The organism is Novosphingobium sp. IK01, assembly GCF_033242265.1.
Lineage (GTDB): Bacteria > Pseudomonadota > Alphaproteobacteria > Sphingomonadales > Sphingomonadaceae > Novosphingobium > Novosphingobium pituita.
This window is the reverse complement of sequence record NZ_BTFW01000001.1, coordinates 1222223-1244930: the sequence shown is the minus strand read 5'-3', so window position 1 is coordinate 1244930 and position 22708 is coordinate 1222223. Positions and strand designations below refer to the sequence as shown.

General features: G+C 64.8%; 21 protein-coding genes. 11 read left to right on the top strand and 10 right to left on the bottom strand.

Going from position 1 to position 22708, the window contains the following annotated elements:
• The first annotated feature begins 11 nt into the window (after positions 1 to 11).
• Genes SBI20_RS05875 through SBI20_RS05835 form a run of 9 tightly spaced genes read left to right on the top strand, consistent with a single transcriptional unit; the run spans position 12 to position 9566 of the window.
• Entirely contained in the window at positions 12 to 629 is a 618-nt protein-coding gene (locus SBI20_RS05875) for an NADH-quinone oxidoreductase subunit J (protein WP_317974174.1), read from the top strand.
• Positions 629 to 934 (top strand): NADH-quinone oxidoreductase subunit NuoK, encoded by a 306-nt coding sequence (nuoK, locus tag SBI20_RS05870; protein ID WP_317974173.1) that lies wholly within the window; start codon positions 629 to 631, stop codon positions 932 to 934. The genes SBI20_RS05875 and nuoK overlap by 1 nt, the downstream gene beginning before the upstream one ends.
• Positions 935 to 938: 4 nt before the next feature.
• Positions 939 to 2993, top strand: coding sequence for an NADH-quinone oxidoreductase subunit L (nuoL, locus tag SBI20_RS05865; protein ID WP_317974172.1), 2055 nt, complete (start codon positions 939 to 941; stop codon positions 2991 to 2993).
• Complete coding sequence (locus tag SBI20_RS05860; protein WP_317974171.1) at positions 2990 to 4534, top strand: NADH-quinone oxidoreductase subunit M; 1545 nt, start codon at positions 2990 to 2992, stop codon at positions 4532 to 4534. The genes nuoL and SBI20_RS05860 overlap by 4 nt, the downstream gene beginning before the upstream one ends.
• Positions 4534 to 6000 carry an NADH-quinone oxidoreductase subunit NuoN gene (nuoN, locus tag SBI20_RS05855; protein WP_317974170.1) on the top strand — a complete coding sequence of 489 codons (1467 nt, stop codon included), beginning with the start codon at positions 4534 to 4536 and terminating at the stop codon, positions 5998 to 6000. The genes SBI20_RS05860 and nuoN overlap by 1 nt, the downstream gene beginning before the upstream one ends.
• Before the next feature lie 19 nt (positions 6001 to 6019).
• Positions 6020 to 6757 (top strand): biotin--[acetyl-CoA-carboxylase] ligase, encoded by a 738-nt coding sequence (locus SBI20_RS05850; protein ID WP_317974169.1) that lies wholly within the window; start codon positions 6020 to 6022, stop codon positions 6755 to 6757.
• 27 nt (positions 6758 to 6784) lie between these two features.
• Positions 6785 to 7591 (top strand): type III pantothenate kinase, encoded by an 807-nt coding sequence (locus tag SBI20_RS05845; protein WP_317974168.1) that lies wholly within the window; start codon positions 6785 to 6787, stop codon positions 7589 to 7591.
• Positions 7588 to 9240 (top strand): ribonuclease J, encoded by a 1653-nt coding sequence (locus SBI20_RS05840; RefSeq protein ID WP_317974167.1) that lies wholly within the window; start codon positions 7588 to 7590, stop codon positions 9238 to 9240. The genes SBI20_RS05845 and SBI20_RS05840 overlap by 4 nt, the downstream gene beginning before the upstream one ends.
• 47 nt (positions 9241 to 9287) lie before the next feature.
• The gene (locus tag SBI20_RS05835) at positions 9288 to 9566 is read left to right on the top strand and encodes a DUF1467 family protein (protein WP_317974166.1); all 279 of its coding nucleotides are present in this window, start codon (positions 9288 to 9290) and stop codon (positions 9564 to 9566) included.
• Positions 9567 to 9587: 21 nt separating this feature from the next.
• On the opposite strand, the gene SBI20_RS05830 is transcribed toward SBI20_RS05835, so the two are convergent.
• The 9 genes from SBI20_RS05830 to SBI20_RS05790 form a co-directional block, all read right to left on the bottom strand.
• Positions 9588 to 10472, bottom strand: coding sequence for a bestrophin family protein (locus SBI20_RS05830; protein WP_317974165.1), 885 nt, complete (start codon positions 10470 to 10472; stop codon positions 9588 to 9590).
• Positions 10473 to 10551: 79 nt separating this feature from the next.
• Positions 10552 to 10758, bottom strand: a complete 207-nt coding sequence (locus tag SBI20_RS05825; RefSeq protein WP_317974164.1) for a hypothetical protein — start codon at positions 10756 to 10758, stop codon at positions 10552 to 10554.
• Positions 10759 to 11067: 309 nt separating this feature from the next.
• Positions 11068 to 11757 carry a phosphate regulon transcriptional regulator PhoB gene (phoB, locus tag SBI20_RS05820; RefSeq protein WP_317974163.1) on the bottom strand — a complete coding sequence of 230 codons (690 nt, stop codon included), beginning with the start codon at positions 11755 to 11757 and terminating at the stop codon, positions 11068 to 11070.
• 111 nt (positions 11758 to 11868) lie between these two features.
• On the bottom strand, positions 11869 to 12552 hold the full coding sequence (phoU, locus tag SBI20_RS05815) for a phosphate signaling complex protein PhoU (protein WP_317974162.1): 684 nt from the start codon (positions 12550 to 12552) through the stop codon (positions 11869 to 11871).
• Positions 12553 to 12564: 12 nt separating this feature from the next.
• Entirely contained in the window at positions 12565 to 13362 is a 798-nt protein-coding gene (gene pstB, locus SBI20_RS05810) for a phosphate ABC transporter ATP-binding protein PstB (RefSeq protein ID WP_317974161.1), read from the bottom strand.
• A gap of 28 nt (positions 13363 to 13390) precedes the next feature.
• Entirely contained in the window at positions 13391 to 14656 is a 1266-nt protein-coding gene (pstA, locus tag SBI20_RS05805; protein WP_317976047.1) for a phosphate ABC transporter permease PstA, read from the bottom strand.
• A gap of 8 nt (positions 14657 to 14664) precedes the next feature.
• Positions 14665 to 16047, bottom strand: coding sequence for a phosphate ABC transporter permease subunit PstC (gene pstC, locus SBI20_RS05800; RefSeq protein WP_317974160.1), 1383 nt, complete (start codon positions 16045 to 16047; stop codon positions 14665 to 14667).
• A 27-nt stretch (positions 16048 to 16074) separates the two neighbouring features.
• Positions 16075 to 17121 carry a substrate-binding domain-containing protein gene (locus SBI20_RS05795; RefSeq protein ID WP_317974159.1) on the bottom strand — a complete coding sequence of 349 codons (1047 nt, stop codon included), beginning with the start codon at positions 17119 to 17121 and terminating at the stop codon, positions 16075 to 16077.
• A gap of 133 nt (positions 17122 to 17254) precedes the next feature.
• Complete coding sequence (locus SBI20_RS05790; RefSeq protein ID WP_317974158.1) at positions 17255 to 18445, bottom strand: sensor histidine kinase; 1191 nt, start codon at positions 18443 to 18445, stop codon at positions 17255 to 17257.
• Positions 18446 to 19360: 915 nt separating this feature from the next.
• Between SBI20_RS05790 and SBI20_RS05785 the strand changes: the two genes are divergently transcribed.
• Positions 19361 to 19576 (top strand): hypothetical protein, encoded by a 216-nt coding sequence (locus SBI20_RS05785; RefSeq protein ID WP_317974157.1) that lies wholly within the window; start codon positions 19361 to 19363, stop codon positions 19574 to 19576.
• Positions 19577 to 19729: 153 nt separating this feature from the next.
• Here the strand turns inward: SBI20_RS05785 and SBI20_RS05780 are convergent, their stop codons facing one another.
• Positions 19730 to 21121 carry an NAD-dependent succinate-semialdehyde dehydrogenase gene (locus SBI20_RS05780; RefSeq protein WP_317974156.1) on the bottom strand — a complete coding sequence of 464 codons (1392 nt, stop codon included), beginning with the start codon at positions 21119 to 21121 and terminating at the stop codon, positions 19730 to 19732.
• A 456-nt stretch (positions 21122 to 21577) separates the two neighbouring features.
• On the opposite strand from SBI20_RS05780, the gene SBI20_RS05775 reads away from it, so the two are divergent.
• Positions 21578 to 22636 carry an NAD(P)-dependent alcohol dehydrogenase gene (locus SBI20_RS05775; protein WP_317974155.1) on the top strand — a complete coding sequence of 353 codons (1059 nt, stop codon included), beginning with the start codon at positions 21578 to 21580 and terminating at the stop codon, positions 22634 to 22636.
• The last annotated feature ends 72 nt before the right edge of the window (positions 22637 to 22708 follow it).

Genomic DNA, 22708 nt, shown 5'->3' with positions numbered 1-22708 from the left:
GGGCGCGCGTCATGATCCAGGCATTTGCCTTCTATCTCTTTGCCACGCTTACGATTCTTTCGGGCGCGGTAACCATCTTGTCCCGCAACCCGGTCCATTCGGTGCTCTGGCTGATCCTGGCGTTCTTCAACGCTGCCGGCCTGATGATCCTGATCGGGGCCGAATTCATCGCCATGCTGCTGGTGATCGTCTACGTCGGTGCCGTCGCGGTGCTGTTCCTCTTCGTGGTCATGATGCTCAACATCGACTTCGCGGAACTGCGCAGCGGGTTCATCAAGAACTTCCCGCTCGGCATCGCGCTGGCGCTGGTGTTCCTTGCTGAACTGGTGATGGGCGTTGGCGCTTTCAAGGCGGGCGGTCTCGTGCTCGGCACGCCTGATCCGGCCACCGCGCCGATCGCGGGCCTGTCCAACACGGCGGCCATCGGGGCGCTGCTCTACTCGCGCTATCTCTTCCTGTTCGAAGCAGCCGGTATCGTGCTGCTGGTGGCCATGATCGGTGCCATCGTGCTGACCCATCGCCAGCGTGGCGACGTGCGCAGCCAGAACATCTCGCGCCAGGTCGCGCGTCGTCCGGAAGAGGCAACCGTCAACCTCAAGCCGGAAGTCGGGAAGGGGGTAACTCTCTGATGATCGGCATCCAACACTATGTCATCGTCAGCGCGATTCTGTTCACGCTGGGCGTCCTGGGGATTTTCCTCAATCGCAAGAACGTCATCATCCTGTTGATGTCGATCGAATTGATCCTGCTGTCGGTAAACCTCAACCTGGTCGCCTTCAGTGTCTTCCTTCACGATCTGGTCGGCCAGATCTTCGCGATGTTCGTGCTCACAGTGGCAGCGGGCGAAGCGGCGATCGGGCTTGCCATCCTTGTCATCTACTTCCGTGGCCGCGGCACGATTGCCGTCGACGACGTCAACCGGATGAAGGGCTGAACCCATGTCGTCCATCAACGTCATCGTCTTCCTGCCGCTTCTGGCAGCAATCGTTGCCGGGCTCGGCAACAAGAAACTCGGTGCCCTTCCGGCACGGGTGATCACCACGACCTCGCTGCTCGTCTCGTGCGGGCTGTCCTGGCCGATCTTCCTCTCTTTCCTGGGCGGCCATGTGCAAGCGACGGTCGTGCCGGTGCTCCACTGGATCCACTCGGGCGATCTCGATTTCTCGTGGGCCCTGCGTGTTGATACGCTGACCGCGATCATGCTCGTCGTGATCACCAGCGTTTCCACGCTCGTGCACCTCTATTCGTGGGGGTACATGAGCGAGGAGCCCGATCAGCCGCGCTTCTTCGCCTATCTCTCGCTGTTCACCTTCGCCATGCTCATGCTGGTGACGGCGGACAACCTGGTGCAGATGTTCTTCGGCTGGGAAGGCGTGGGTCTGGCTTCGTACCTGCTCATCGGCTTCTGGTTCCGCAAGCCGAGCGCCACGGCCGCCGCGATGAAGGCCTTCGTGGTCAACCGCGTGGGCGACCTTGGCTTCATGATGGGCATGTTCGGGATCTATCTAGTGTTCCACACCGTCTCGATCCCGCAGATCCTCCACGATGCGCCTGCGGTGCTGAACGGCTCGACCATCGGTTTCCTGGGCTATCGCCTCGATACCGCGACCGTGCTGTGCCTGCTGCTGTTCGTCGGCGCCATGGGCAAGTCGGCGCAGCTGGGCCTTCACACCTGGCTGCCTGACGCGATGGAAGGTCCGACCCCGGTGTCGGCGCTGATCCACGCGGCCACGATGGTCACCGCCGGTGTCTTCATGGTCTGCCGCCTTTCGCCGCTGTTCGAACTGAGTCCGACGGCCACCGGTTTCGTGACCTTCATCGGCGCGATGACCTGCTTCTTTGCCGCCACGATCGGCACGACGCAGACCGACATCAAGCGCGTGATCGCCTATTCGACCTGCTCGCAGCTGGGCTACATGTTCTTTGCGGCTGGCGTTGGCGCTTATGGCGCGGCCATGTTCCACCTCTTCACGCACGCCTTCTTCAAGGCCCTGCTGTTCCTCGGCGCCGGCTCGGTCATCCATGCCATGCACCACGAACAGGACATGCGCTATTACGGTGGCCTGCGGAAGAAGATCCCGCTGACCTACTGGGCGATGATGGCGGGTACGCTGGCCATCACCGGCGTTGGTCTGGTCGATGTCTTCGGCTTCGCCGGCTTCTACTCGAAGGACGCGATCCTCGAAAGCGCCTGGGCCAAGGGCACTGACCTCGGGCACTTCGCCTTCTACATGGGCGTCTTTGCCGCGCTGCTCACGAGCTTCTACTCGTGGCGCCTGGTCTACCTGACCTTCTTCGGCAAGCCGCGCTGGGAACTCTCCGAGCACATCCAGCATGCGGTCCACGACGCACACGGTCACGGGGACCATGGCCACGGTCATGCTCACCATGGTCACGACCATCATGGTCATGACGCGCACAGCGACGGCACGGCGGGGTATCACCCGCACGAAAGCCCGCTGGTCATGCTCCTGCCGCTCATTCTTCTCTCGTTCGGTGCGGTCTTTGCAGGCTTCCTGTTCACCCATGCCTTCGTTTCGGAAGGGACCGGTGAATTCTGGAAGGGCGCGCTGGTCTACAGCGAGGAACTGATCCACGCCGCGCACCATGTGCCGACTTGGGTGAAGTGGGCTCCGTTTGGGGTCATGGTCACCGGCTTCCTGATCGCGACGTATGCTTATGTGGTGAATCCGGCATTCCCGGCGGCCTTCGTCGAGCAGTTCGGCTTCCTGCATCGCTTCCTGCTCAACAAGTGGTACTTCGACGAACTCTATGACTTCATCTTCGTGCGCCCCGCGCTCTGGCTCGGTCGCGTGTTCTGGAAGGTGGGTGACATCGGGATCATCGACCGCTTTGGCCCGAACGGCGCTGCCTGGCTGGTGGCGCAGGGCAGCCGCGGGGCTGTGAAGCTCCAGTCCGGATACCTCTACAGCTATGCGCTGGTCATGCTCGTCGGTCTCGTCGGCGCGATCAGCTGGGTGATTGCACAATGACCGGATTTCCGATCCTTTCGCTCATGATGCTGGTGCCGCTTGTCGGCGCCGGCCTGGCTCTCAAGGCCAGTCGGGAGGCCGCGCGCCTGATCGCACTGGTGACAACCCTCGTCGATCTGGCACTGGGCCTCGTGCTCTGGGTCAATTTCGACACCGGCGGGGCGCAGTGGCAGTTCCAGGAACATGCCGCTCTCTTCGCGGGCTTCTCCTGGAAGCTGGGCATCGACGGCATCGCCCTGCTGCTGATCGCGCTGACCGTGTTCCTCATGCCGATCTGTATCGGTGCGAGCTGGAACTCGATCGAGAAGCGCGCGGGTGAATACTACGCCGCCTTCCTCGCGATGGAGACGCTGATGATCGGCGTCTTCACCGCCCAGGACATCTTCCTCTTCTACATCATGTTCGAAGCCGGCCTGATCCCGATGTACCTGATCATCGGTATCTGGGGTGGCGCGGATCGTATCTACGCCAGCTACAAGTTCTTCCTCTACACGCTGCTCGGCTCGGTTCTGATGCTGATCGCGATGTTCTGGATGGTGAACGCCGCTGGCACCAGCGACATCCCGACCCTGATGGTCACCAGCTTCCCGGTTCAGGCGCAGACTTGGCTGTGGCTGGCCTTCTTCGCCAGCTTCGCGGTCAAGATGCCGATGTGGCCGGTCCACACCTGGCTGCCCGATGCCCACGTTCAGGCTCCCACCGGCGGTTCGGTGATCCTGGCGGGCGTCATGCTCAAGATGGGTGGCTACGGCTTCATCCGCTTCTCGCTGCCGATGTTCCCCGAAGCTTCGGCACAGTTCGCGCCGATGATCTGGGGCCTGTCGATGGCCGCCGTCGTGATCACCTCGCTGATCGCGCTGGTCCAGAGCGACATGAAGAAGCTGATCGCCTATTCGTCGGTCGCCCACATGGCGATCGTCACGATCGGCCTGTTCTCGTTCAACCGTCAGGGCCTCGAAGGCTCGATGCTGGTCATGCTCAGCCATGGTCTGGTCTCGGGCGCGCTGTTCCTGGGCGTGGGCGTCATCTACGACCGCCTGCACACCCGCGAAATCAGCCGCTATGGTGGCCTGGCCATCAACATGCCCTACTACGCGCTGTTCATGATGCTCTTCACGATGGCCGCGATCGGCCTTCCGGGCACCAGCGGCTTCGTGGGTGAATTCCTCTCGCTGATGGGCGTTTACGCCGAAAGCAGCTGGGTGGCGCTGGTCTGCGGCACCGGGATCATCCTGGGCGCAGCCTACATGCTCTATCTCTACCGCCGCGTGATCTTCGGCGACCAGAAGAATGCCGATGCGGCCGCCATGGCCGACCTTGATTGCCGCGAATGGGCAATGATGGTTCCGATCGCGGCTCTGGTCCTGTGGATGGGTGTCTATCCCGAGACGTTCGTTGCGCCCATGCGCAAGGACATCGCCACGCTCGAAACGCGCCTGGCTTCGGCCAAGCCCAAGGGCGACGCGCAACTGCAACTGGGAACGGCCAAGCCTGTTGAAGGCGAAGCTGCTGCCCAAGCCGCGCACGGGGAGGCGCACTGATGGAACTCCTTCGTTCTTTGCAGATCACCATGGCCGAGGAAGTGCTGAGCATTTCCGGTCTGGTCCTGCTGCTCGTGGCCGCCTGGGGTGGTGACAAGGCCTCGCGCCTGATCTCGATCCTGTCAGTGGCCGTGCTGGCCGCCTGCGCGCTGATCGCCGCGCCCGCCCTGTGCGGGTCGGCCAGCGGTGCGGATGTCTCCGCTTTCGGTGGCCTCTATCGCGCCGACGCCTTTGCCGCCTTTGCCAAGCTTCTGATCTATGTCGGCGCGGGTGTGACGCTGATCGTTGCACCGGCCTATTTCGAGCGCGTGCGCTCGATGCGGGCCGAATTCCCGATCCTGGTGCTGTTCGCGGCGCTGGGCATGGGGATCATGGTCTCGGCGACCGACCTGCTCACGCTCTACATCGGTCTCGAACTCAACAGCCTTGCTTCCTATGTGCTGGCCTCGATCCTGCGCAACGATGACCGCTCGGCGGAATCGGGCCTCAAGTACTTCGTGCTCGGCTCGCTCGCTTCGGGCATCCTGCTCTATGGTGTGAGCCTCACCTACGGCTTTACCGGCACGACCAACTTCGACGGCATCCGCCTTGCTCTGGCCCATCATGGTCTGGGCACGGGTGCCACGTTCGGCCTCGTCTTCGTGCTGGCCGGGCTTGCCTTCAAGATCAGCGCCGCGCCGTTCCACATGTGGACGCCCGACGTTTATGAAGGCGCGCCCACGCCCGTCACCGCGTTCTTCGCGACGGCCCCCAAGGCTGCCGCGCTGACGCTGATGATGCGCGTGAGCCTCGAAGCCTATGGGGCCCAGCCGGGTGCCTGGCAGCAGATCATCATCTTCGCCGCGCTGCTCTCGATCGTGATCGGGGCACTGGGCGCCATCGGCCAGACCAACATCAAGCGCCTGATGGCCTATTCGTCGATCAACAACGTCGGCTTCATGCTCGTTGGTCTGGCTTGCGCCAACCAGCCGGGCGCTGCGGCCGTGCTCGTCTACCTCGCCATCTACGTGGCGATGTCGGTGGCCGGTTTCGTGGCGATCCTGATGCTGCGCGATGCCAATGGCGAGCAGGTCGAGGCGATCAGCGATCTGGCGGGCCTGTCGAAGACCCGTCCGGGTCTGGCACTGGCTCTGGCCTGCGTGATGCTCAGCCTGGCGGGCCTTCCGCCGCTGCTGGGCTTCTGGGGCAAGTTCGTGGTGTTCCAGGCTGCGGTTCAGGCGCACCTCGTGGCGCTGGGCTCGATCGCTATCGCTGCGTCGGTGATCGGTGCCTTCTACTACCTCAAGGTGGTCAAGGTGCTCTACTTCGACGAGGCTGCCGACAAGGTGAAGGGTTCGAGCGACATCGCGCACTCGGTGCTGCTGGTTCTCGCCACGCTGTTCATCTCGCCGCTGGGCTATCTGCTCACCAAGTGGCTGGGCGGTCTGGCGGGCAATGCGGCTGCCGCGTTGTTCCACTTCGCCTGATCACGACAAGCACTTCGTCTTGTTCGAAGTCGTCAACGAAATCCCCTCCACCAACGCTGCGCTTCTCGCGCGCGCGGGTGGGGGGGATTGCCCTTTTGAGGGGTATTGGCTGATTGCCGATCGCCAGAGCGCCGGGCGGGGCCGTTCGGGCCGTGTCTGGAGCGATGGCGCCGGCAATTTCATGGGATCGACCCTTGCGCTGCTGGCGCCGGGAGAAACTGCACCCCAGACGCTTGCGCTGGTGGCGGGGCTTGCCGTTCATGAAGCGGTGGCGACACTGTGCCCCGGCCTTGCGCACCTCTATCTCAAGTGGCCCAACGACCTGCTGGTGGGATCGGCCAAGCTGGCGGGCGTGCTGCTCGAACGCAGCGGCGCGGCCATCGTGGTGGGGATCGGGGTCAATCTGGCCCAGGCCCCACAGGTGGAGGGGCGCGCGACGACGAGCCTTGCCGAACTGGGCCATCCCGTTTCGCGCGATGTCTTTGCGCAGGTTCTGGCCGAACGCTGGGCCTTGCATCTGGCCGCCTGGCATACCGGGCAATGGCCGGTCTTGCGCGCACGGTGGGAAGCCTGCGCGGTGCCGCGGGGCACGCTTGTTTCTGTCAACGACAAGGCCCATGGGGCCATCATGGGTGGTTTTGCCGGGATCGATGCCGATGGCGTGGCGCAACTGCGCCTTGCCGATGGTCGCATGCTTGCCGTTCACGCGGGCGATGTCGATCTGGTGGGCGATCCTTGCGGGAATGGCCTGCCCTGAGCACATGAATCGTCTGGGAGAGAACTGATGCTGCTGGCTGTCGATGTCGGCAATACCAATGTGGTCTTCGCCCTGTTCGAGGACGGGACCATCCGCGCGCGCTGGCGCGTGGCCACCGATCCGCGCCGCACGGCCGACGAATATGCCGTCTGGCTGCTCCAGCTCATGGAAATCCAGGGGTTTGATCGCAGCGCTGTGCGGCGGATCATCATCTCGACGGTGGTGCCGCGTGCGCTGCACAACCTTCAGGTTCTGGCCGACAAGTATTTTGGCCTTGAGGCCATGGTGGCCGGGCAGGGCGACGCGGCATGGGGCTTCCTTGCCGATGTCGACGAGCCGCGCTCGCTGGGCGCTGACCGCGCGCTCAACGTGATCGCCGGCCATGCCGGACTTCCCGGCGAGCACCTGATCATCATCGATTTCGGCACGGCCACGACGTTCGACTGGGTCGACCCGCAAGGCACCTACAAGGGCGGGATTATCGCGCCGGGAATCAACCTTTCGCTCGATGCGCTGGTCAATGCGGCGGCCAAATTGCCCCGCATTGCCATTTCGGTTCCGCGTGTGGGCGAAAGCGTGATAGGGCGTAACACGGAAGACCAGATGCACATCGGCGTGTTCTGGGGTTATGTGGCCATGATGGAAGGCCTCATTGCCCGGATGCGCGCCGAAATCGGGGAGCCGGCCAAAGTCATCGCCACGGGGGGGCTCGCTGTCCTGTTCGATCGGCACACACAGATTTTTGACCATGTCGACGCGGATCTGACGCTCGACGGCATGGCCCTACTTGCAGAGCGCGCCGGGATGGCGGGCCAGAACAGGACATTAGAGTGAAGCCCGGAAAGGAATTACTGTTTCTCGCCCTTGGTGGTTCGGGCGAGATCGGAATGAACGTCAACCTCTACGGGTGCGACGGAAAGTGGTTGATGGTCGACCTGGGCATGACCTTTGCCGATCCGTGGTATCCGGGCGTCGAACTCGTCTTTGCCGATCTCGAATTCATCGAGGCGCGCAAGAAGGATCTGCTGGGCGTGGTGCTGACCCATGCCCACGAAGATCACATCGGCGCGGTGCCTTATTTCGCGCAGGAACTGGGCGTGCCGCTCTATGCGACGCCCTTTACCGCGCGGCTCGTCAACGAGAAGCTGGTTGAGGCCGGGATCGAACGGCAGGTCGAACTCAACGTGATCGAGAACGAGGGATCGTTCGATCTCGGGCCGTTCGGCATCCGCTACGTGCCGCTGGCGCACTCGATTGCAGAAGGCAATGCCCTGCTGATCGACACGCCTTATGGCCGGATTTTCCACACCGGGGACTGGAAGCTCGACGACGAACCGCGCGTGGGCACGCCCGCGACCGAGGAAGAGCTGACCGCGATGGGCGACGAGGGCATTCTCGCGCTCGTTTGCGATTCGACCAACGTGTTCAATGCCAAGGCTTCGGGCTCGGAAGGCGCCGTGCGCGCCGGGCTTTTGGAAACGATTGCAGACCTCAAGGGGCGGCGCGTGGTGGTGACGACGTTCGCCTCCAACGTCGCCCGGCTCCAGACTTTGGCCGAAGTGGCCGAGGCGACCAATCGTCAGGTCTGTGTGGCCGGACGTTCACTCGACCGCATTCTCAAGGTGGCGCAGGCCTCGGGCTATCTGCTCGATTTCCCCGACACCATCAGCATGGACGCGGCGATGGACCTGCCGCGCGGCGAAGTGCTGATCCTGGCGACGGGCGGGCAGGGCGAGGCGCGCGCCGCGCTTTCGCGCATCGCCACCGACCAGCATCCGATCAAGCTGGAAGCGGGCGATGCGGTGGTTTTCTCCACCCGCCAGATTCCGGGCAACGAACTGGCCATCGGCCGCGTGCAGAACGCGCTGGTCCAGAAGGGCGTGCGCCTGATCACCGACAAGCAGTCGATGATCCACGTTTCGGGCCATCCCGGGCGCCCCGAACTCGTCGCGCTCTATGAATGGCTGCGGCCCGAGATACTCGTGCCCGTCCATGGCGAGATCCGCCACATGGCCGAGCAGGCCCGTCTGGGCAAGGCCGAGGGTATCCCCAAGACGATCGTGCAGAAGAATGGCGATCTGGTGCGACTGGCGCCCAATGGGCCGGTCAAGCTGAGCGAGGAGCGCAACGGGCGCCTCGTGCTCGATGGCGACATCATCGCGCCCGCCGATGGCGAGGCGATGGCCGTGCGCCGCAAGCTGGGCAACAATGGCCTGATCAGCGTGGCGCTGGCGGTCACGCTGGAGGGCAAGCAGGCCTCGGCGGTCGATTTCGGGTGCGTCGGTGTGCCTCTGGAAGAGGACATGGAGCCGTTCCTTGAGGAAGCGCGCGAGGATGTGTCCAAGGCGCTCAAGAGCCTCAAGGGCGACCGTAAGCGGGACCGCGTGGCGGTTGCCGAATGCGTGCGCCTGACGGTAAGACGGGCAGCGCAGCGCTGGTGCGGCAAGAAGCCGGTCGTGCAGGTTCTGCTGCGGGAAAAATGAGGACGGGCGCGCTGCGCGTCCGCTCCTGAAACGGGAGGGACGCGCCGATGCGCTGGACGTCGATGCTCGCGATTTATGCGCTGTTCTGGGTGCTCAGCGGGTTTCTGGTGCTGCCCTTCGGGTTGCGCACGCCCGAGGAGGCGGGGCAGGACATCGGGCGCGGCCATGTCGCCAGCGCGCCGGTGAATTTCCGGCCCGGACGGGTGGCCTTGCGGGCCACCGTCCTGTCTTTGGCGCTCTTTGCGCTGTTCTATGCCAATTTCAGGGAAGGCTGGGTTTCGGCGGCCGATCTCGACTGGACCCGCTGGCTGGGCGCCAGCGACTGAAACCGGCCGCCTGAACCTTTCTTACCAGAGCACCCCGTCGACCGGCTGCACCACCGGGGCGGGGGGGAGGCCGATGCTCTCGTTGAGGTCGGATTCGATGGTGGCGCACATCGCGTTGAGCGGGGCGTCGTGGATCGTGTCGGCAAACGGGTTGACCAGATCGTCGCCGATCTGAAGCGCGGCGAGGAACATGAAACCCGCGAGCGCCGAGCCCATCGGGGTGGCCGGGCCGAGCGATTCGACGAGGCCGATGGGCAGTAGCACGCAGAACAGGCGCGTGAAGAACGTGGGGAAGCTGCGGTACTGCGCCGGAAGCGGGGTGTTGCGCAGGCGTTCCATGGCGCCCTGGGCATTGCTGATCTCGACCATGATGGCCTCGATCCGCGAATGCTGGATCGTGTCGATCATCCCCTCGCGCTGGGCCCTGGCGAGGCGCAGGCCATTGCCTTCGAGCAGGCCATTGGCCGGGTTGCGCAAGGCCAGTTCGGGAATGTCGGTGGTTTCGAGCACGCGCTCGGCAGATTCGCGCGGGGGTTGCCCGCGCAACTGGTGGCGCAGGACATGGACATAGGCGACATGGCGGCGCACGAGTTCATGGCGCAACGCGCGGCCCTGTTCTGTGTCGGGCAGGAAGCTGCCCACCGCGCGGGCAAAGCTGCGCGAATTGTTGGTCATCGCGCCCCAGACGATGCGGCCTTCCCACCAGCGCTGATAGGCCGAGTTGACGCGGAAGCCGAGCAGCAGCGCCAGCCCCGTTCCGAAGATGGTGAGCGGCAGGGCCGGGCCGGGGAACGGCGCGAAATAATAGAAAACGGTGACGGCCACGTCCCAGACGAGCAGCGCCAGCAAGGTGTGCCAGGCTGCCACGAACGTCATGCGGATACGCGGGGTCTTGCCAACAATCATGGAGGGTACTGCTTTCCTTCGGCTTTCTCAGGCCGCTTTGGGGATGAGGAACGCGGAGCGCCAGCCGCTGCCGGATCGCTCAGGACGGGTGATCGGCGCGATACATGACCATCCAGGCACGGGCGAGCGCCGCGCAGGCCCCCATGCCGATGACCAGCGGGGCCACGCCCATCGGGCCGGTCCCTTCGAGCAGGTCGAGGTCGAGATTCAGCGCCCAGGCGAGCACGCCCAGAACCCCGAGCGCGACAAGGCCGACGAGTGCCGAGTGAACCGGGAGCGATTCCACATCGTTCCAGCGCAACTGCGCATCAGTGCGGGGCCGGGATGTGGACGGACGGGAAAAGAGCGTGTGCGGCATTGTGGTGGACCCCGGAAAGGGAGATCGTGGCGCGAGGCCCGATCTGACCTTGGTTCATTTGCGGCATCGCAGCGCAATTGGCGGGAACCGTCCAGTTCGACCAATGGCTACGATACCGAGAATGGGGTGGGGACCGCTTCTTTTCCAGTACTTCGACGCGCCAGCAACTTTTTCAAACAGAAATGAAACTTTTGGGTGCGGTGCAATGAAACAATGCGTGACACGCTGAATGTGGGGTCAGACGCCTTCGAGGGCATAGCCCGCCGAGCGCACGGTGCGCACCGGGTCGGCGGCGCCGGGAAGGGCAATGGCCTGGCGCAGGCGGCGGATGTGCACGTCGACCGTGCGCAACTCGATGTCGCTGCCGCTGCCCCAGACCGCATCGAGCAGTTGCCCGCGCGAAAAGACCCGGCCCGGATGCTCCATGAAATGCTTGAGCAGGCGGAATTCGGTCGGTCCGATCTTGATCTGCTGGCCGCGCCGGATGACGCGGTGCGCGGTCGGGTCGAGCGAGAGGTCGCCCACGGTGATCGTCTCGCCCGCCAGCGCCGGGCGTACGCGGCGCAGGACCGCGCCCACGCGGGCGATCAGCTCGCGCGGGGAAAAGGGCTTGGTCACATAGTCGTCGGCGCCGGTTTCGAGGCCGCGAATGCGGTCGTCCTCGTCGCTGCGGGCGGTGAGCATGATGATCGGTACATGGGCGGTCGCCTTCTGGCGGCGCAGGCGGCGGCAGACCTCGATCCCGCTGGTGCCCCCGATCATCCAGTCGAGCAGGACGAGATCGGGGGTGTCTTCTGCGGCCAGAAGCAGGGCCTCGTCGCCATCGTCGGTCGAGCGGACCTCGTAGCCTTCGCCGCGAAAGCGGTATTCGACCAGTTCGGCCAGGGCCGTGTCGTCCTCGACGAGAAGCAGCTTGGGAGCAGACACGCGTTATCTCCGATCAACTTTGACAGCAAGCTTGCGAAAACACGACAATTGTTACGCAGCCATGACGAAAGCGCCCGGAATGTTTCGCCCCCCGCACCGATCACACGCCGATCACGCCGGAGGCAGTACGTCCTCGCGCTCGGGCAGGTAGGCGCCGGTGGCGGCATAGTGGACGATTTCGGCGATATTGGTCGCCTGATCGCCGATCCGCTCGATGTTGCGCGCCACGAACATCAACTGGGCCACGCTGCTGATCGTGGCGGGGTTTTCCACCATGAACGAGACATAGTTGCGGAACACGCTGTCGTAGAAGGCATCGACCTTGGCATCGCGGGCGACGATCTCGGCAGCAGCGTCGGCATCGCGCGCGGCATAGGCGGTCAGCACGTCGTGGACCATGTCGCTGGCCATCTCGTTCATGACCGGCAGCAGGGTGAGCGGCTCGAACCGCTTGCGCCCGGCGATGTGGCCCACGCGCTTGGCGATGTTCTTGGCATAGTCGCCGATGCGCTCGATCACCCCGGCGATCTTGAGCGCGGCGATCACCTCGCGCAAGTCGTCGGCCATCGGCGCGCGCAGGGCGAGCACGCGGATGGCGAGGCGGTCGACCTCGCCTTCGAGCTGGTCGATGCGCTTGTCGCGGGCGATCACGCCTGCGGCCAGTTCCTCGTTGCCGCCGACCAGGGCCTCCATCGCCTCGGTGATGGAAAGTTCGGCCAGGCCGCCCATTTCGGCCACCAGCCCGCGCAGGCGGGTGATGTCGTCGTCGAATGCCTTGACGGTATGTTCAGCCACGTTCTGTTTTCCTTAACCGTAACGGCCGGTGATGTAGTCCTTGGTGCGCTCTTCCCGCGGATTGGTGAAGATATCCGAGGTCGTGCCATATTCCACGATCTTGCCCATATGGAAGAATGCGGTGCGCTGCGAGACACGGGCGGCCTGTTGCATCGAGTGGGTGACGATCACGATGGCATAGCGCCCGTGCAGTTCGTCGATCAGTTCCTCGATGCGCGCGGTCGCGATGGGGTCGAGCGCCGAGCAGGGCTCGTCCATCAGGATCACTTCGGGATCGACCGCGATGGCCCGCGCGATGCACAGGCGCTGCTGCTGCCCGCCCGAGAGCGCGGTGCCGCTGTCACCCAGACGATCCTTGACTTCGTCCCACAGGCCAGCGCGCTGGAGCGAGCTTTCGATGATGCCGTCCAGTTCGCTCTTGCTCGTCGTCAGCCCGTGGATGCGCGGGCCATAGGCGATGTTCTCGTAGATCGACTTGGGGAACGGGTTGGGCTTCTGGAAGACCATGCCCACGCGCGCGCGCAGTTGCACCACGTCCATCCCCGAGCGGTAGATGTCCTGCCCGTCGAGCAGGATTTCCCCTTCCACACGGGCATGGGGGATCGTGTCGTTCATGCGGTTCAAGGAGCGCAGGAACGTCGACTTGCCGCAGCCCGAGGGCCCGATGAACGCGGTCACATAGTCCTTGGGCACGTCGATCGACACGTCGTCGATCGCGCGCTTGGCGCCATAGAAGACCGAGACATTGCGCGCGCTGATCTTGGCGGGGCCATCGTCAGGCAGGGAATGGGCAATTGCGGTGGGAGCCATGGGTGTCTCGGAAAGGGGGGGATTCATGTTACCACCGTTTTTCGAAGCGGTTGCGCAGGAAGATGGCAAGGCCGTTCATGAGGAGCAGGAAGACCAGCAGGACGACGATCGCCGCGCTCGTGCGCTCGATGAAGCCGCGGTCGATTTCATCGGACCACAGGAAGATCTGCACCGGCAGCACGCTGGAGGGCGAGGTGATCCCGCTGGGCGGGCTCGCGACAAAGGCGCGCATGCCGATCATCAGCAGCGGCGCGGTCTCGCCCAGGGCGCGGGCCATGCCGATGATCGTGCCGGTCAGGATGCCGGGCAGGGCGAGCGGAAGGACATGGTGGAACACCACCTGCACCCGGCTTGCCCCCATGGCCAGCGCCGCGTCGCGGATCGAGGGCGGCACCGCCTTGATCGCGTTGCGGCCCGAGATCACGATGACCGGCATCGTCATGAGCGCGAGGGTCATGCCCCCGATCAGCGGCGCCGAGCGATAGTTGGGGAAGAGGCCAAGGAACACCGCCAGCCCGAGCAGGCCGAAGATGATCGAGGGGACCGCCGCCAGATTGTTGATCGAGATCTCGATGAGGTCGGTCCAGCGGTTGCGGGCCGCATATTCCTCAAGATAGAGCGCGGCCAGCACGCCGACCGGGAAGGCCAGCACGAGGGTGATCAGCATGGTCATGATCGAGCCCTTGAGCGCCCCCCAGATACCTACGGCCTGCGGGCTGGTGGCGTCCGAGCGGGTCAGGAAGCCCCAGTCGAACGCGCGCACGAGCTTGCCTTGCGCCGCGAGCCGGCGCGCGGTGGGCACAAGCGCGTCCTTGCCGTCGCCGCGCTGGGCGGTGGCCAGATCGTCGCTGGCGGGCAGCGAGACGGCCACGCTGGCATTGTCGAGCAGGGTGGGATCAGCCGCGATGCGCGCGGCCAGATTGCGCCAGGCGCCATCGCCGAGCAGCGCCGCGCCGCCCGGACCCAGGTTCTTTTCGGCCGCCGCATCGACCAGCGCGGGGAGCCCGGCCAGTTCGAGGGCGCTGGCCGGATCGGGCTGGGCGAGGCGGTCGCGCTCGACCGTGAGTTGCCCCTGCAAGGGCACGTCGAAGCGCAGTTCGCTGCGCTTGAAGCCGGAAATCCCGTTCGAGGTCATCGAGACCAGCAGGAAGGCCAGCACCAGCGCCGAGAAGGCCACCGCGCCAAGCCCGGCCCAGTGGAACACCCGGTCGGCCCGGTGGCGGCGGGCCAGGCGCGCGGCCATGCGGGCGTGGCGTTCGGCCCGGACGGCCTCGGAAGAAGAGACGATGTCCATCGGATGGCTCACTCGTAGGCTTCGCGGTAACGCTTCACCACGCGCAGGGCGATGAAGTTGAGCGCAAGGGTGACAAGGAAGAGCACCATGCCCAGCGCGAAGGCCGAAAGGGTGGCAGGGTGGTCGAAGCTGCCTTCGCCCGTCAGCATGGCCACGATCTGGAACGTCACCGTGGTCATCGACTGGAACGGGTTGGCGGTGAGGTTGGCCGAGGCGCCCGCAGCCATGACCACGATCATCGTCTCGCCGATGGCGCGGCTGATCGCCAGCATGATGCCGGCCACGATGCCCGGCAGGGCGGCGGGCACCAGCACCTTGCGGATCGTTTCGGCGCGGGTGGCGCCCATCGCCAGGCTGCCGTCGCGCAGCGACTGGGGAACGGCGGCAATGGAATCGTCGGCCATCGAGGACACGAAGGGAATGATCATCACCCCCATGACCAGCCCGGCGGCCACCGCGCTTTCGGTCGAGGCGCTCGAGATGCCGATCCCTTGCGCAAAATCGCGCACGGCCGGGGCCACGGTCAGCGCGGCGAAGTAGCCATAGACGACCGTGGGCACGCCCGCGAGGATTTCGAGCAGCGGCTTCATCACCGTGCGCACGGTGTACGATGCATATTGCGTCAGGTAGATCGCGCTCATCAGCCCGAGCGGGATCGCCACCAGCATGGCGATGATCGCGCCGATGTAGATCGTGCCCCAGAACAGGGGGATCGCGCCAAACTGCTTGCCATCGGGGATGCCGGTGCTCATCGGGTCGGGCGCCCAGTGGGTGCCGAACAGGAAGTCGATGGGCGAGACCATGCCGAAGAAGCGCACGGTTTCGAACACGAGGCTCACGAAGATGCCCGCCGTGGTCAGGATTGCGACCAGCGAGGCGATCAGCAGCAGCGCCATGACCGCGCGCTCGACACGGGTTCGCGCGTTGAAATCGGGCTTGAGGCGCAGGAAGGCAAAGATCCCGCCAGCCAGAGCGACCAGGATGGTGACGATCAGCCCGATTGATTCATAGCGGGCCAGCGCCACGCGATAGGGCGCGACGAGCCCTTCGGCTTCGGGCGCGAAGACGCCGAAGGCATGCCCCTGCGCCACTGCGCGGGCCTGCGCGAGCATCGACTGCCGCTCGAACCCGAAAGTGGGAAGGGCCGCTGCCGCCGGATCGGCCAGCACATGGGCGGTGACCAGCGCGGGGCTGACCGCATTCCACACCAGCGCGAAAAGGAGCGCGGGCACCATGACCCAGAGCGCGACATACCAGGCATGGAAGCTGGGCAGCGAATTGAGCCGCCCGCCCGGTGCCCGGGCCCGAAAGGCCCAGGCGCGCGAGCGGGCCGCCAGCCAGCCGACAAGACCCAGCCCGAGGGCGAGGAGGAGGAGAATGGCCGGCGACATGGCTGAACCGCGTGTCCTTTCGTAGACTTACTTGAGCTGCGAGCCGTCGAGCGAGGGCATCGTGCTGACCGCCTGGGTGCTTTGCGCCAGCACGGCATCGGGTGCAACCACCATGCCCAGCTTGGCCAGAACACCATCCTTGCCCCACAGCTTTGACCACTGCGTGACATAGGCCTGAAGACCCGGAATGGCCTTGAGGTGCGCCTTCTTGACATAGATGTAGAGCGGGCGCGCGCCGGGGTAGGAGAAGTCGGAGATGGTCTGGTAGGTCGGCGTGACGCCGCTCATGGTCAGGCCCCTGATGCGGTCGGCGTTCTCTTCGACATAGGAGAAGCCGAAGATGCCGATGGCCTTGGGGTTGGCCTCGATCTTCTGGACGATCAGGTTGTCGTTCTCGCCCGCGTCGACATAGGCGCCGTCTTCACGCACCTGGGTGCAGATGTCGTCGTGCTTCTTCTTGTCGCTGTCCTTGAGCGCCTTCATCGCGGCGTTTTCGTCGCAGCCCTTGGCCAGGATCAGTTCCTTGAGCGCGTCGCGCGTGCCCGAGGTCGAGGGCGGGCCATAGACGAGGATCGGGTCGGCGGGCAGGGCCGGGTTCACGTCGTGCCAGGTCTTTGCCGTGTTGGGCTGGCCATAGGGGGCCTTGGCGAGCGCCTTGTAGACGTCCTGCGGGGTGAGCGCGAGGGACGCGCCGCCCTTGGATTCGGCAAAGGCCACGCCGTCGAGGCCGACCTGGATTTCGGCGATGTCCTTGACGCCATTGGCCACGCATTCGTCGAATTCCGACTTCTTCATGCGGCGCGAGGCGTCCGCGATGTCGGGGTGCTGCGGACCGACGCCGGCGCAGAACAGCTTCATGCCCGCACCCGTGCCGGTCGATTCGATGATCGGCGACTTGAGGCTGGCGTCGCTCTTGGCGAGTTGCTCGGCGACGGCCTTGGCGAACGGATAGACCGTCGAGGAGCCGACCGCGCGCACCTGGTCGCGGCTGGCGTCTTCGGCGCCGCCGCAACCGGCGAGGCTCAGCGCGCCCAGCGCGGCAGTGGTGATGGCGAGAGTGCGAAACGTGACCATGGCAAAACCTTCCATTCCCCGCGGCCCTGAATGTGTCCCTTGGGTGCCGCGCCAATGCGACAGGCTCGTGACATGTTTATGACAATCGGCGCAGCAATTGTGACAAAAATCGGAAACGCGGGAAACCGGTGGTTCAGGGCGCTGGCGCGGTGACCAGCGGCAGGCGTACGGTGACCGTGCTGCCATGGCCCAATGTGCTTGAAATATCGAGCTTGCCGCGATGGCGCTCGACGATGTGCTTGACGATTGCCAGCCCCAGCCCGGTGCCCCCGGCCGCGCGGCTGCGGCCCGGATCGGAGCGGTAGAACCGGCGGGTCAGGTAGGGCAGGTGATCGGGGTGGATGCCTTCGCCCCGGTCGATCACTTCGAGCACTGCATCGCGGCCTTCGGTGTGGAGCCGCACGGTCACCGGGGCGACCGGATCGCCATACTTGAGGGCATTGTCGATCAGGTTGCGGATCAACTGGTCGAGCTGCTGGCGGTCTCCCTGCACGAGGGTGGGCTGCACGAGGGCGGGTTCCGTCTCGACCAGGATGCGCTCCTCGCCCACGGTGAAGCCCACTTCGCCCCCGATGGTCTGGGCCATCTGCCCCAGATCGATCTTCTCGCGCGGGAACTCGTGCTTTTCGGCCTCGATGCGCGAGAGCGACATCAGGTCCTCGACCAGCGTCTGGAGGCGCCGCGCCTCGCGCAGGACGGTCGTGTGGAACTTGGCGGCCATCGCCGGGGGAACCTTTGCCTCCGGATCGGCGAGGGTTTCGACATAACCGATGATCGAGGACAGCGGCGTGCGCAACTCGTGGCTGGCATTGGCGACGAAATCGGTGTGCGCGCGGCTGATATCGGCTTCGGCGGTGCGGTTGACCAGTTCGATCAGCGAGAACCGCTCGTCGATGGGCACGCGGCTGACCTGCCAGATGCTGCGCGCGCCGGTCAGCCCGCGCACCAGCGCGGTTCCCTCCGGCTTGTCGAGCAGGGTGATCGCCTGGGGGTGGCGCAGCGCCACGCGGGCGTCCTGCCCGACGATGTGGGGCCCCAGCGCCTCGCGCGCGGCGGCATTGGCCGAGGCAATGCGCTGGTTGTCGAGCATCAGCACGGGCACGCTGAAGGGCTCGACCAGCGCGACCATGGCCTGACGCGAGACGCTCCCTTCCTCGGGACGGGTCTGGGCGATCTCGGGTTCGGGGCGAGCCAGCCAGAGCGAGGCCAGCCAGGCCACCAGCACGGCAAACGAGAGCCACAGGCTGGCCCCGGCAAAGGGCATGGCGATGGCAGCGGCAAGCGCGACGGCCGCGCTCGACCAGGGCAGGGCGAGACCTTTCATGGGGTGTCCGTCAACTCCGGGCATGGGAAGCGATGCGCAACGAAATGGCCCGAGGGCCATTTCGGTTCATGAAAGGAGCAGGTCATGGACGGGCACCTTTCATGAACGGAGGCGGGCGGCATCGTGGCGGGCCTGTTAGGCGAGGCGGGAACCATCGGGCAAGGGCTGGGCCCCACTGTCACATTTCGTCCGGGGAGAGCGGGGTACGATCGCGGGACAGGGTCGCTTCATGGGGGTGTCACAGGGAGGGATCATCGCAATTGCTTCCGTTTCGGTGGCACCTGGGCGAGGCCGTGAATGATAGCGCGTCGCAAACAAGAGCCCGAATACCGGGCTTGTCTGGATGACCGGGCCTTCCGGCAGAAGGGTAGGGCTTTGTCCGGGCAGACGATACCGCCAAAATTGTAGGGAATCGCGTGGTGCTGTCCAGACATGCCCTTTAAACAGTCAGTCAAGCCGGACATTTCGCTTCATGATTCCAGATGACATGGTGGTTTGCCGCTGGTGGCACGCTGTCCTGTCCTAACCCATGAGGTTGGCGATCCGGCAGGTCGCACAAGGTGCATCAGGGCCGTTTGCCTGTCAGGGCAAGGTGGCTTTTGTCGGACAAGGTCGCCGCTGGTCGGGGGCCCGTCCGGGGCACCATCTGGTCGAGGCTACCCCTGTTCAGGGAGGCCCGCCCTGTTTTTGAGCCCGCTCTGGGGCTCGGCTCGCGGATCCGGCTCTTGCCGGCACGGGGCCGACCGCAAGGTCTGCTCACTATCGCCGGCATGCATGCCGCGGGAGGACGTATACGTGAAACCCTTGGATCGCCTCGGGACCGAGATTGGCCCGGATATGGGCCCTGATATCGGGCGGGACCGCAATCCGGCGTCTGACAATCCAGTGTCGGACAATCCCGCGTCTAACAGGCCGGTGTCCAGCAGCCCGGTGTCCAACAGGGCCGCGCTGGCCGATGTGGTCGGCATGCTCGAAGGATCGCTGGCGGTTCTCGACCGGCAGGGGGCCTCGCTGGCCGCAGCGCATCTCTCGATGGTGCTCGACCTCATGCGCAAGGAAATCGATGGCCCGGTCCCGCCCGAAGGCATTGCGGGCATCCCTGCCACCATACAGTCCACGCAACTGCACTGAGAGTTTCGCCAACGGGTCTGGCGGGCGGGGAAGGCGTCTTGCGGCTCCGCCGCATCCCTTTCCGGCAACAGAAAAAGGGGCCCGCAGGCAGATACCTGCGGGCCCCTTTTTTTGGTCCGAAATCAGGCCGCAGCCTGATCAGAACGGGCCTGATCAGAACGGGGCGTCGATATCGACCACGTCGATCAGCTTGTGGTTCACGAATTCCTTGATGCCAAGGCCCAGCAGTTCGCGGCCATAGCCCGAGCGGCGCACGCCGCCGAAGGGCAGGTCGGCCTTGACCATCGTCGGGTGGTTGACGAAGACCATACCGGTCGAGATCCGGCGGGCAACCTTGGCGCCATTGGCGGTGTCGGAGGTGAAGACCGAGCCGCCCAGACCGAAGGGCGAGTCATTGGCGATGCGCACGGCGTCGTCCTCGTCCTTGGCGCGGAACAGCATCGAGACCGGGCCGAAGAACTCCCAGTAACGCGCGGGGTTGTCCTCGCCGATGTCGGTCAGGATGGTGGGCTGGACGAAGGCACCCTGATTGGGGATTTCCGGGCCGACCGGGGTGGCCTTGGCGCCATGGGCGACGGCCTTCTCGATCATCGCGCGCACGTCGTCGGCGGCTTTCTGCGAGGAGAGCGGCGCCAGCGTGGTGGCCGGGTCCATCGGATCGCCCATGCGCAGGGCGGCCACGCCCTTGGTGTAGCTTTCGAGGAAGTCGTCGTAGATTTCGTCGGCCACGATCATGCGCTTGGACGAGACGCAGACCTGCCCTGCGTTCCAGTGGCGCCCGAACACCGCCCAGTTGACGGTCTTTTCAAGGTCGGCATCGGCCAGCACGACGAAGGCATCGGCGCCGCCCAGTTCCATCGTCGACTTCTTGAGCGCCTTGCCGGCCAGCGCGGCCACTTGCGCACCCGCCGCTTCCGAGCCGGTCAGCGCCACGCCATGGACGCGCGGATCGTCGAGGATCATCTCAACCTGATCGTGCGCGGCATAGAGGTTGATGAAGGCGCCTTCGGGCAGGCCGGCTTCATGCATCAGCTTTTCGAAGATCGCCGCGCACTGGGGCACGTTGGAGGCGTGCTTGAGCAGGATGGTGTTGCCCGCCGAAAGCTGGGGCGCGATGATCCGGGCGATCTGGTAATAGGGGAAGTTCCACGGCTCGACCGCGAGCAGCACGCCCAGCGGATCGCAGACCAGTACGGCTTCCCCTTCGGCCGGATCGGCCACGGGCAGCTTCTCGGGCGCCAGCTGGGCTTCGGCGTTCTTCGCGTAATATTCGAAGATCGCAGCCGACAGCTCGACTTCGGCGCGGGCTTCGCCCAGCAGCTTGCCCATTTCGAGGGTCAGCAGGGGGGCATAAGTCTCGATGTCGCGGCGCAGGATGTCGGCGGCGGCCTGCATCACGGCAGAACGCTGGGCGAAGGGGGTTTCCTTCCAGCCCAGAAAAGCCTCGTGGGCCTGGCCGATGGCCTGCCGGATCTCGTCGTCGGTGGCGGTAGGGAAGGTCTTGAGAACTTCGCCGGTGTAGGGGTTGGTGGTTGCGAAGGGCATTGGAAATTCCTTCCTTTTGAAAATTCGCCTCGGAACGGCAACCGCGCGGGATTGCACCTGACGCGACATTTTCACAGCCACGCAACGAAGCGAAGGACGCTCTGCTGTTTCAGGATAGGGACGATCATTCCATCCTATTAGGTCGTCAACGTGGCATAGGCTTATGAGTTTCGATCATGCCGAAAATTGATCGAAATCATGGACGGAATGTCTGAACGTGCAGGCCGCCTTCCGGCACGTCGGCTTTCGGGCCGGACCTATCGATTCATGTCATAAGTCCATGCCGAACCGCCGCGCTAATCGAGCGCAGGGTCGCTGCATATATTCAGTGCCTTGCAGTAGGATGAGCGATGCGATGGGTCTGCCGGAGGTGTGCGGCGGATGGCGCGCGCTCGGGCCGGAGGGCCGCTTCCTGCTGCGGACATTCGCATTTTCCGGAAGAATTGGACCAACATCATGATCAAGACCGTGGGATATGCCGCGCAGACGCCTACCTCGCCGCTGGCCCCGTTTCATTTCGAGCGCCGCGACTTGCGCACGAACGACATCGCGATGGAAATCCTCTATTGCGGCGTCTGCCACTCCGACCTCCACTGGTCGCGCAACGACTGGGGCTGGACGATCTTCCCGGCGGTTCCGGGCCACGAGATCGTGGGCCGGGTGACGCAAGTGGGCTCCGATGTTACCCGCTACAAGGTCGGCGATCATGTGGCCGTGGGCTGCATGGTCGACAGCTGCAAGCATTGCGACCAGTGCGACAAGGGCGAGGAACAGCTGTGCCGCGAGGGCAACACCGGCACGTATGGCGGCTTCGACCGCTTCACCAACGACTACACGCTGGGCGGCTATGCCAAGCACCTCGTGGTGCGCGAGGATTTTGCCCTGCGCATGCCCGAGGGGCTCGATCTGGCCCAGGCGGCGCCGCTGCTCTGCGCCGGGATCACGACATATTCGCCGCTGCGCACGTGGAATGTCGGCCCCGGCAGCCGGGTGGGCGTGATCGGGCTTGGCGGCCTTGGCCACATGGCGGTCAAGCTCGCCGCCGCGATGGGCGCGAAGGTCACCGTGCTGAGCCGCACCGCCGACAAGGCCGATGACGCGCGGGCGCTGGGCGCCGATGGCCTGCTGGTGTCGAGCGACGAGCAGGCCATGGCTGGGGCGGCCAACAGCTTCGACCTGATCATCGACACGGTGCCGGTCAAGCACGACCTCAATCCCTACATGCCGCTGCTCGATGTCGACGGTACGCTGGTCATTGTCGGCCAGATCGGGCCGGTGGCCGAACCCTCGACCGTGCCGCTCGTCCTCGGGCGCCGCCGGATTGCCGGTTCGCCGATCGGCGGCATTCGCGAAACGCAGGAAATGCTCGATTTCTGCGCGGAAAAGAATGTCCTGCCCGATGTCGAGATGATCCGCATGGACGAGATCAACCATGCGTTCGAGCGCATGGAAAAGTCGGACGTGCGCTATCGCTTCGTGATCGACATGGCTTCGCTCGATATGGCTTCGGCCTGATCCCGTTCAGCTTTTTTTCCTTTCCCGGCACCTCAGGGGTGTCGGGAAAGCCATCGCGCTTGTCGTGGGCGC

What these genes read in the sequence shown, in the direction of transcription:
- SBI20_RS05790 (WP_317974158.1), bottom strand. Translation starts at nt 18,445, where the DNA reads ATGAAAGGTCTCGCCCTGCCCTGGTCGAGCGCGGCCGTCGCGCTTGCC.
- pstB (WP_317974161.1), bottom strand. Translation starts at nt 13,362, where the DNA reads ATGGCTCCCACCGCAATTGCCCATTCCCTGCCTGACGATGGCCCCGCC.
- SBI20_RS05775 (WP_317974155.1), top strand. Translation starts at nt 21,578, where the DNA reads ATGATCAAGACCGTGGGATATGCCGCGCAGACGCCTACCTCGCCGCTG.
- SBI20_RS05835 (WP_317974166.1), top strand. Translation starts at nt 9,288, where the DNA reads ATGCGCTGGACGTCGATGCTCGCGATTTATGCGCTGTTCTGGGTGCTC.
- SBI20_RS05830 (WP_317974165.1), bottom strand. Translation starts at nt 10,472, where the DNA reads ATGATTGTTGGCAAGACCCCGCGTATCCGCATGACGTTCGTGGCAGCC.
- nuoK (WP_317974173.1), top strand. Translation starts at nt 629, where the DNA reads ATGATCGGCATCCAACACTATGTCATCGTCAGCGCGATTCTGTTCACG.
- pstC (WP_317974160.1), bottom strand. Translation starts at nt 16,047, where the DNA reads ATGTCGCCGGCCATTCTCCTCCTCCTCGCCCTCGGGCTGGGTCTTGTC.
- SBI20_RS05875 (WP_317974174.1), top strand. Translation starts at nt 12, where the DNA reads ATGATCCAGGCATTTGCCTTCTATCTCTTTGCCACGCTTACGATTCTT.
- SBI20_RS05795 (WP_317974159.1), bottom strand. Translation starts at nt 17,121, where the DNA reads ATGGTCACGTTTCGCACTCTCGCCATCACCACTGCCGCGCTGGGCGCG.
- pstA (WP_317976047.1), bottom strand. Translation starts at nt 14,656, where the DNA reads ATGGACATCGTCTCTTCTTCCGAGGCCGTCCGGGCCGAACGCCACGCC.
- nuoL (WP_317974172.1), top strand. Translation starts at nt 939, where the DNA reads ATGTCGTCCATCAACGTCATCGTCTTCCTGCCGCTTCTGGCAGCAATC.
- SBI20_RS05860 (WP_317974171.1), top strand. Translation starts at nt 2,990, where the DNA reads ATGACCGGATTTCCGATCCTTTCGCTCATGATGCTGGTGCCGCTTGTC.
- SBI20_RS05780 (WP_317974156.1), bottom strand. Translation starts at nt 21,121, where the DNA reads ATGCCCTTCGCAACCACCAACCCCTACACCGGCGAAGTTCTCAAGACC.
- SBI20_RS05845 (WP_317974168.1), top strand. Translation starts at nt 6,785, where the DNA reads ATGCTGCTGGCTGTCGATGTCGGCAATACCAATGTGGTCTTCGCCCTG.
- nuoN (WP_317974170.1), top strand. Translation starts at nt 4,534, where the DNA reads ATGGAACTCCTTCGTTCTTTGCAGATCACCATGGCCGAGGAAGTGCTG.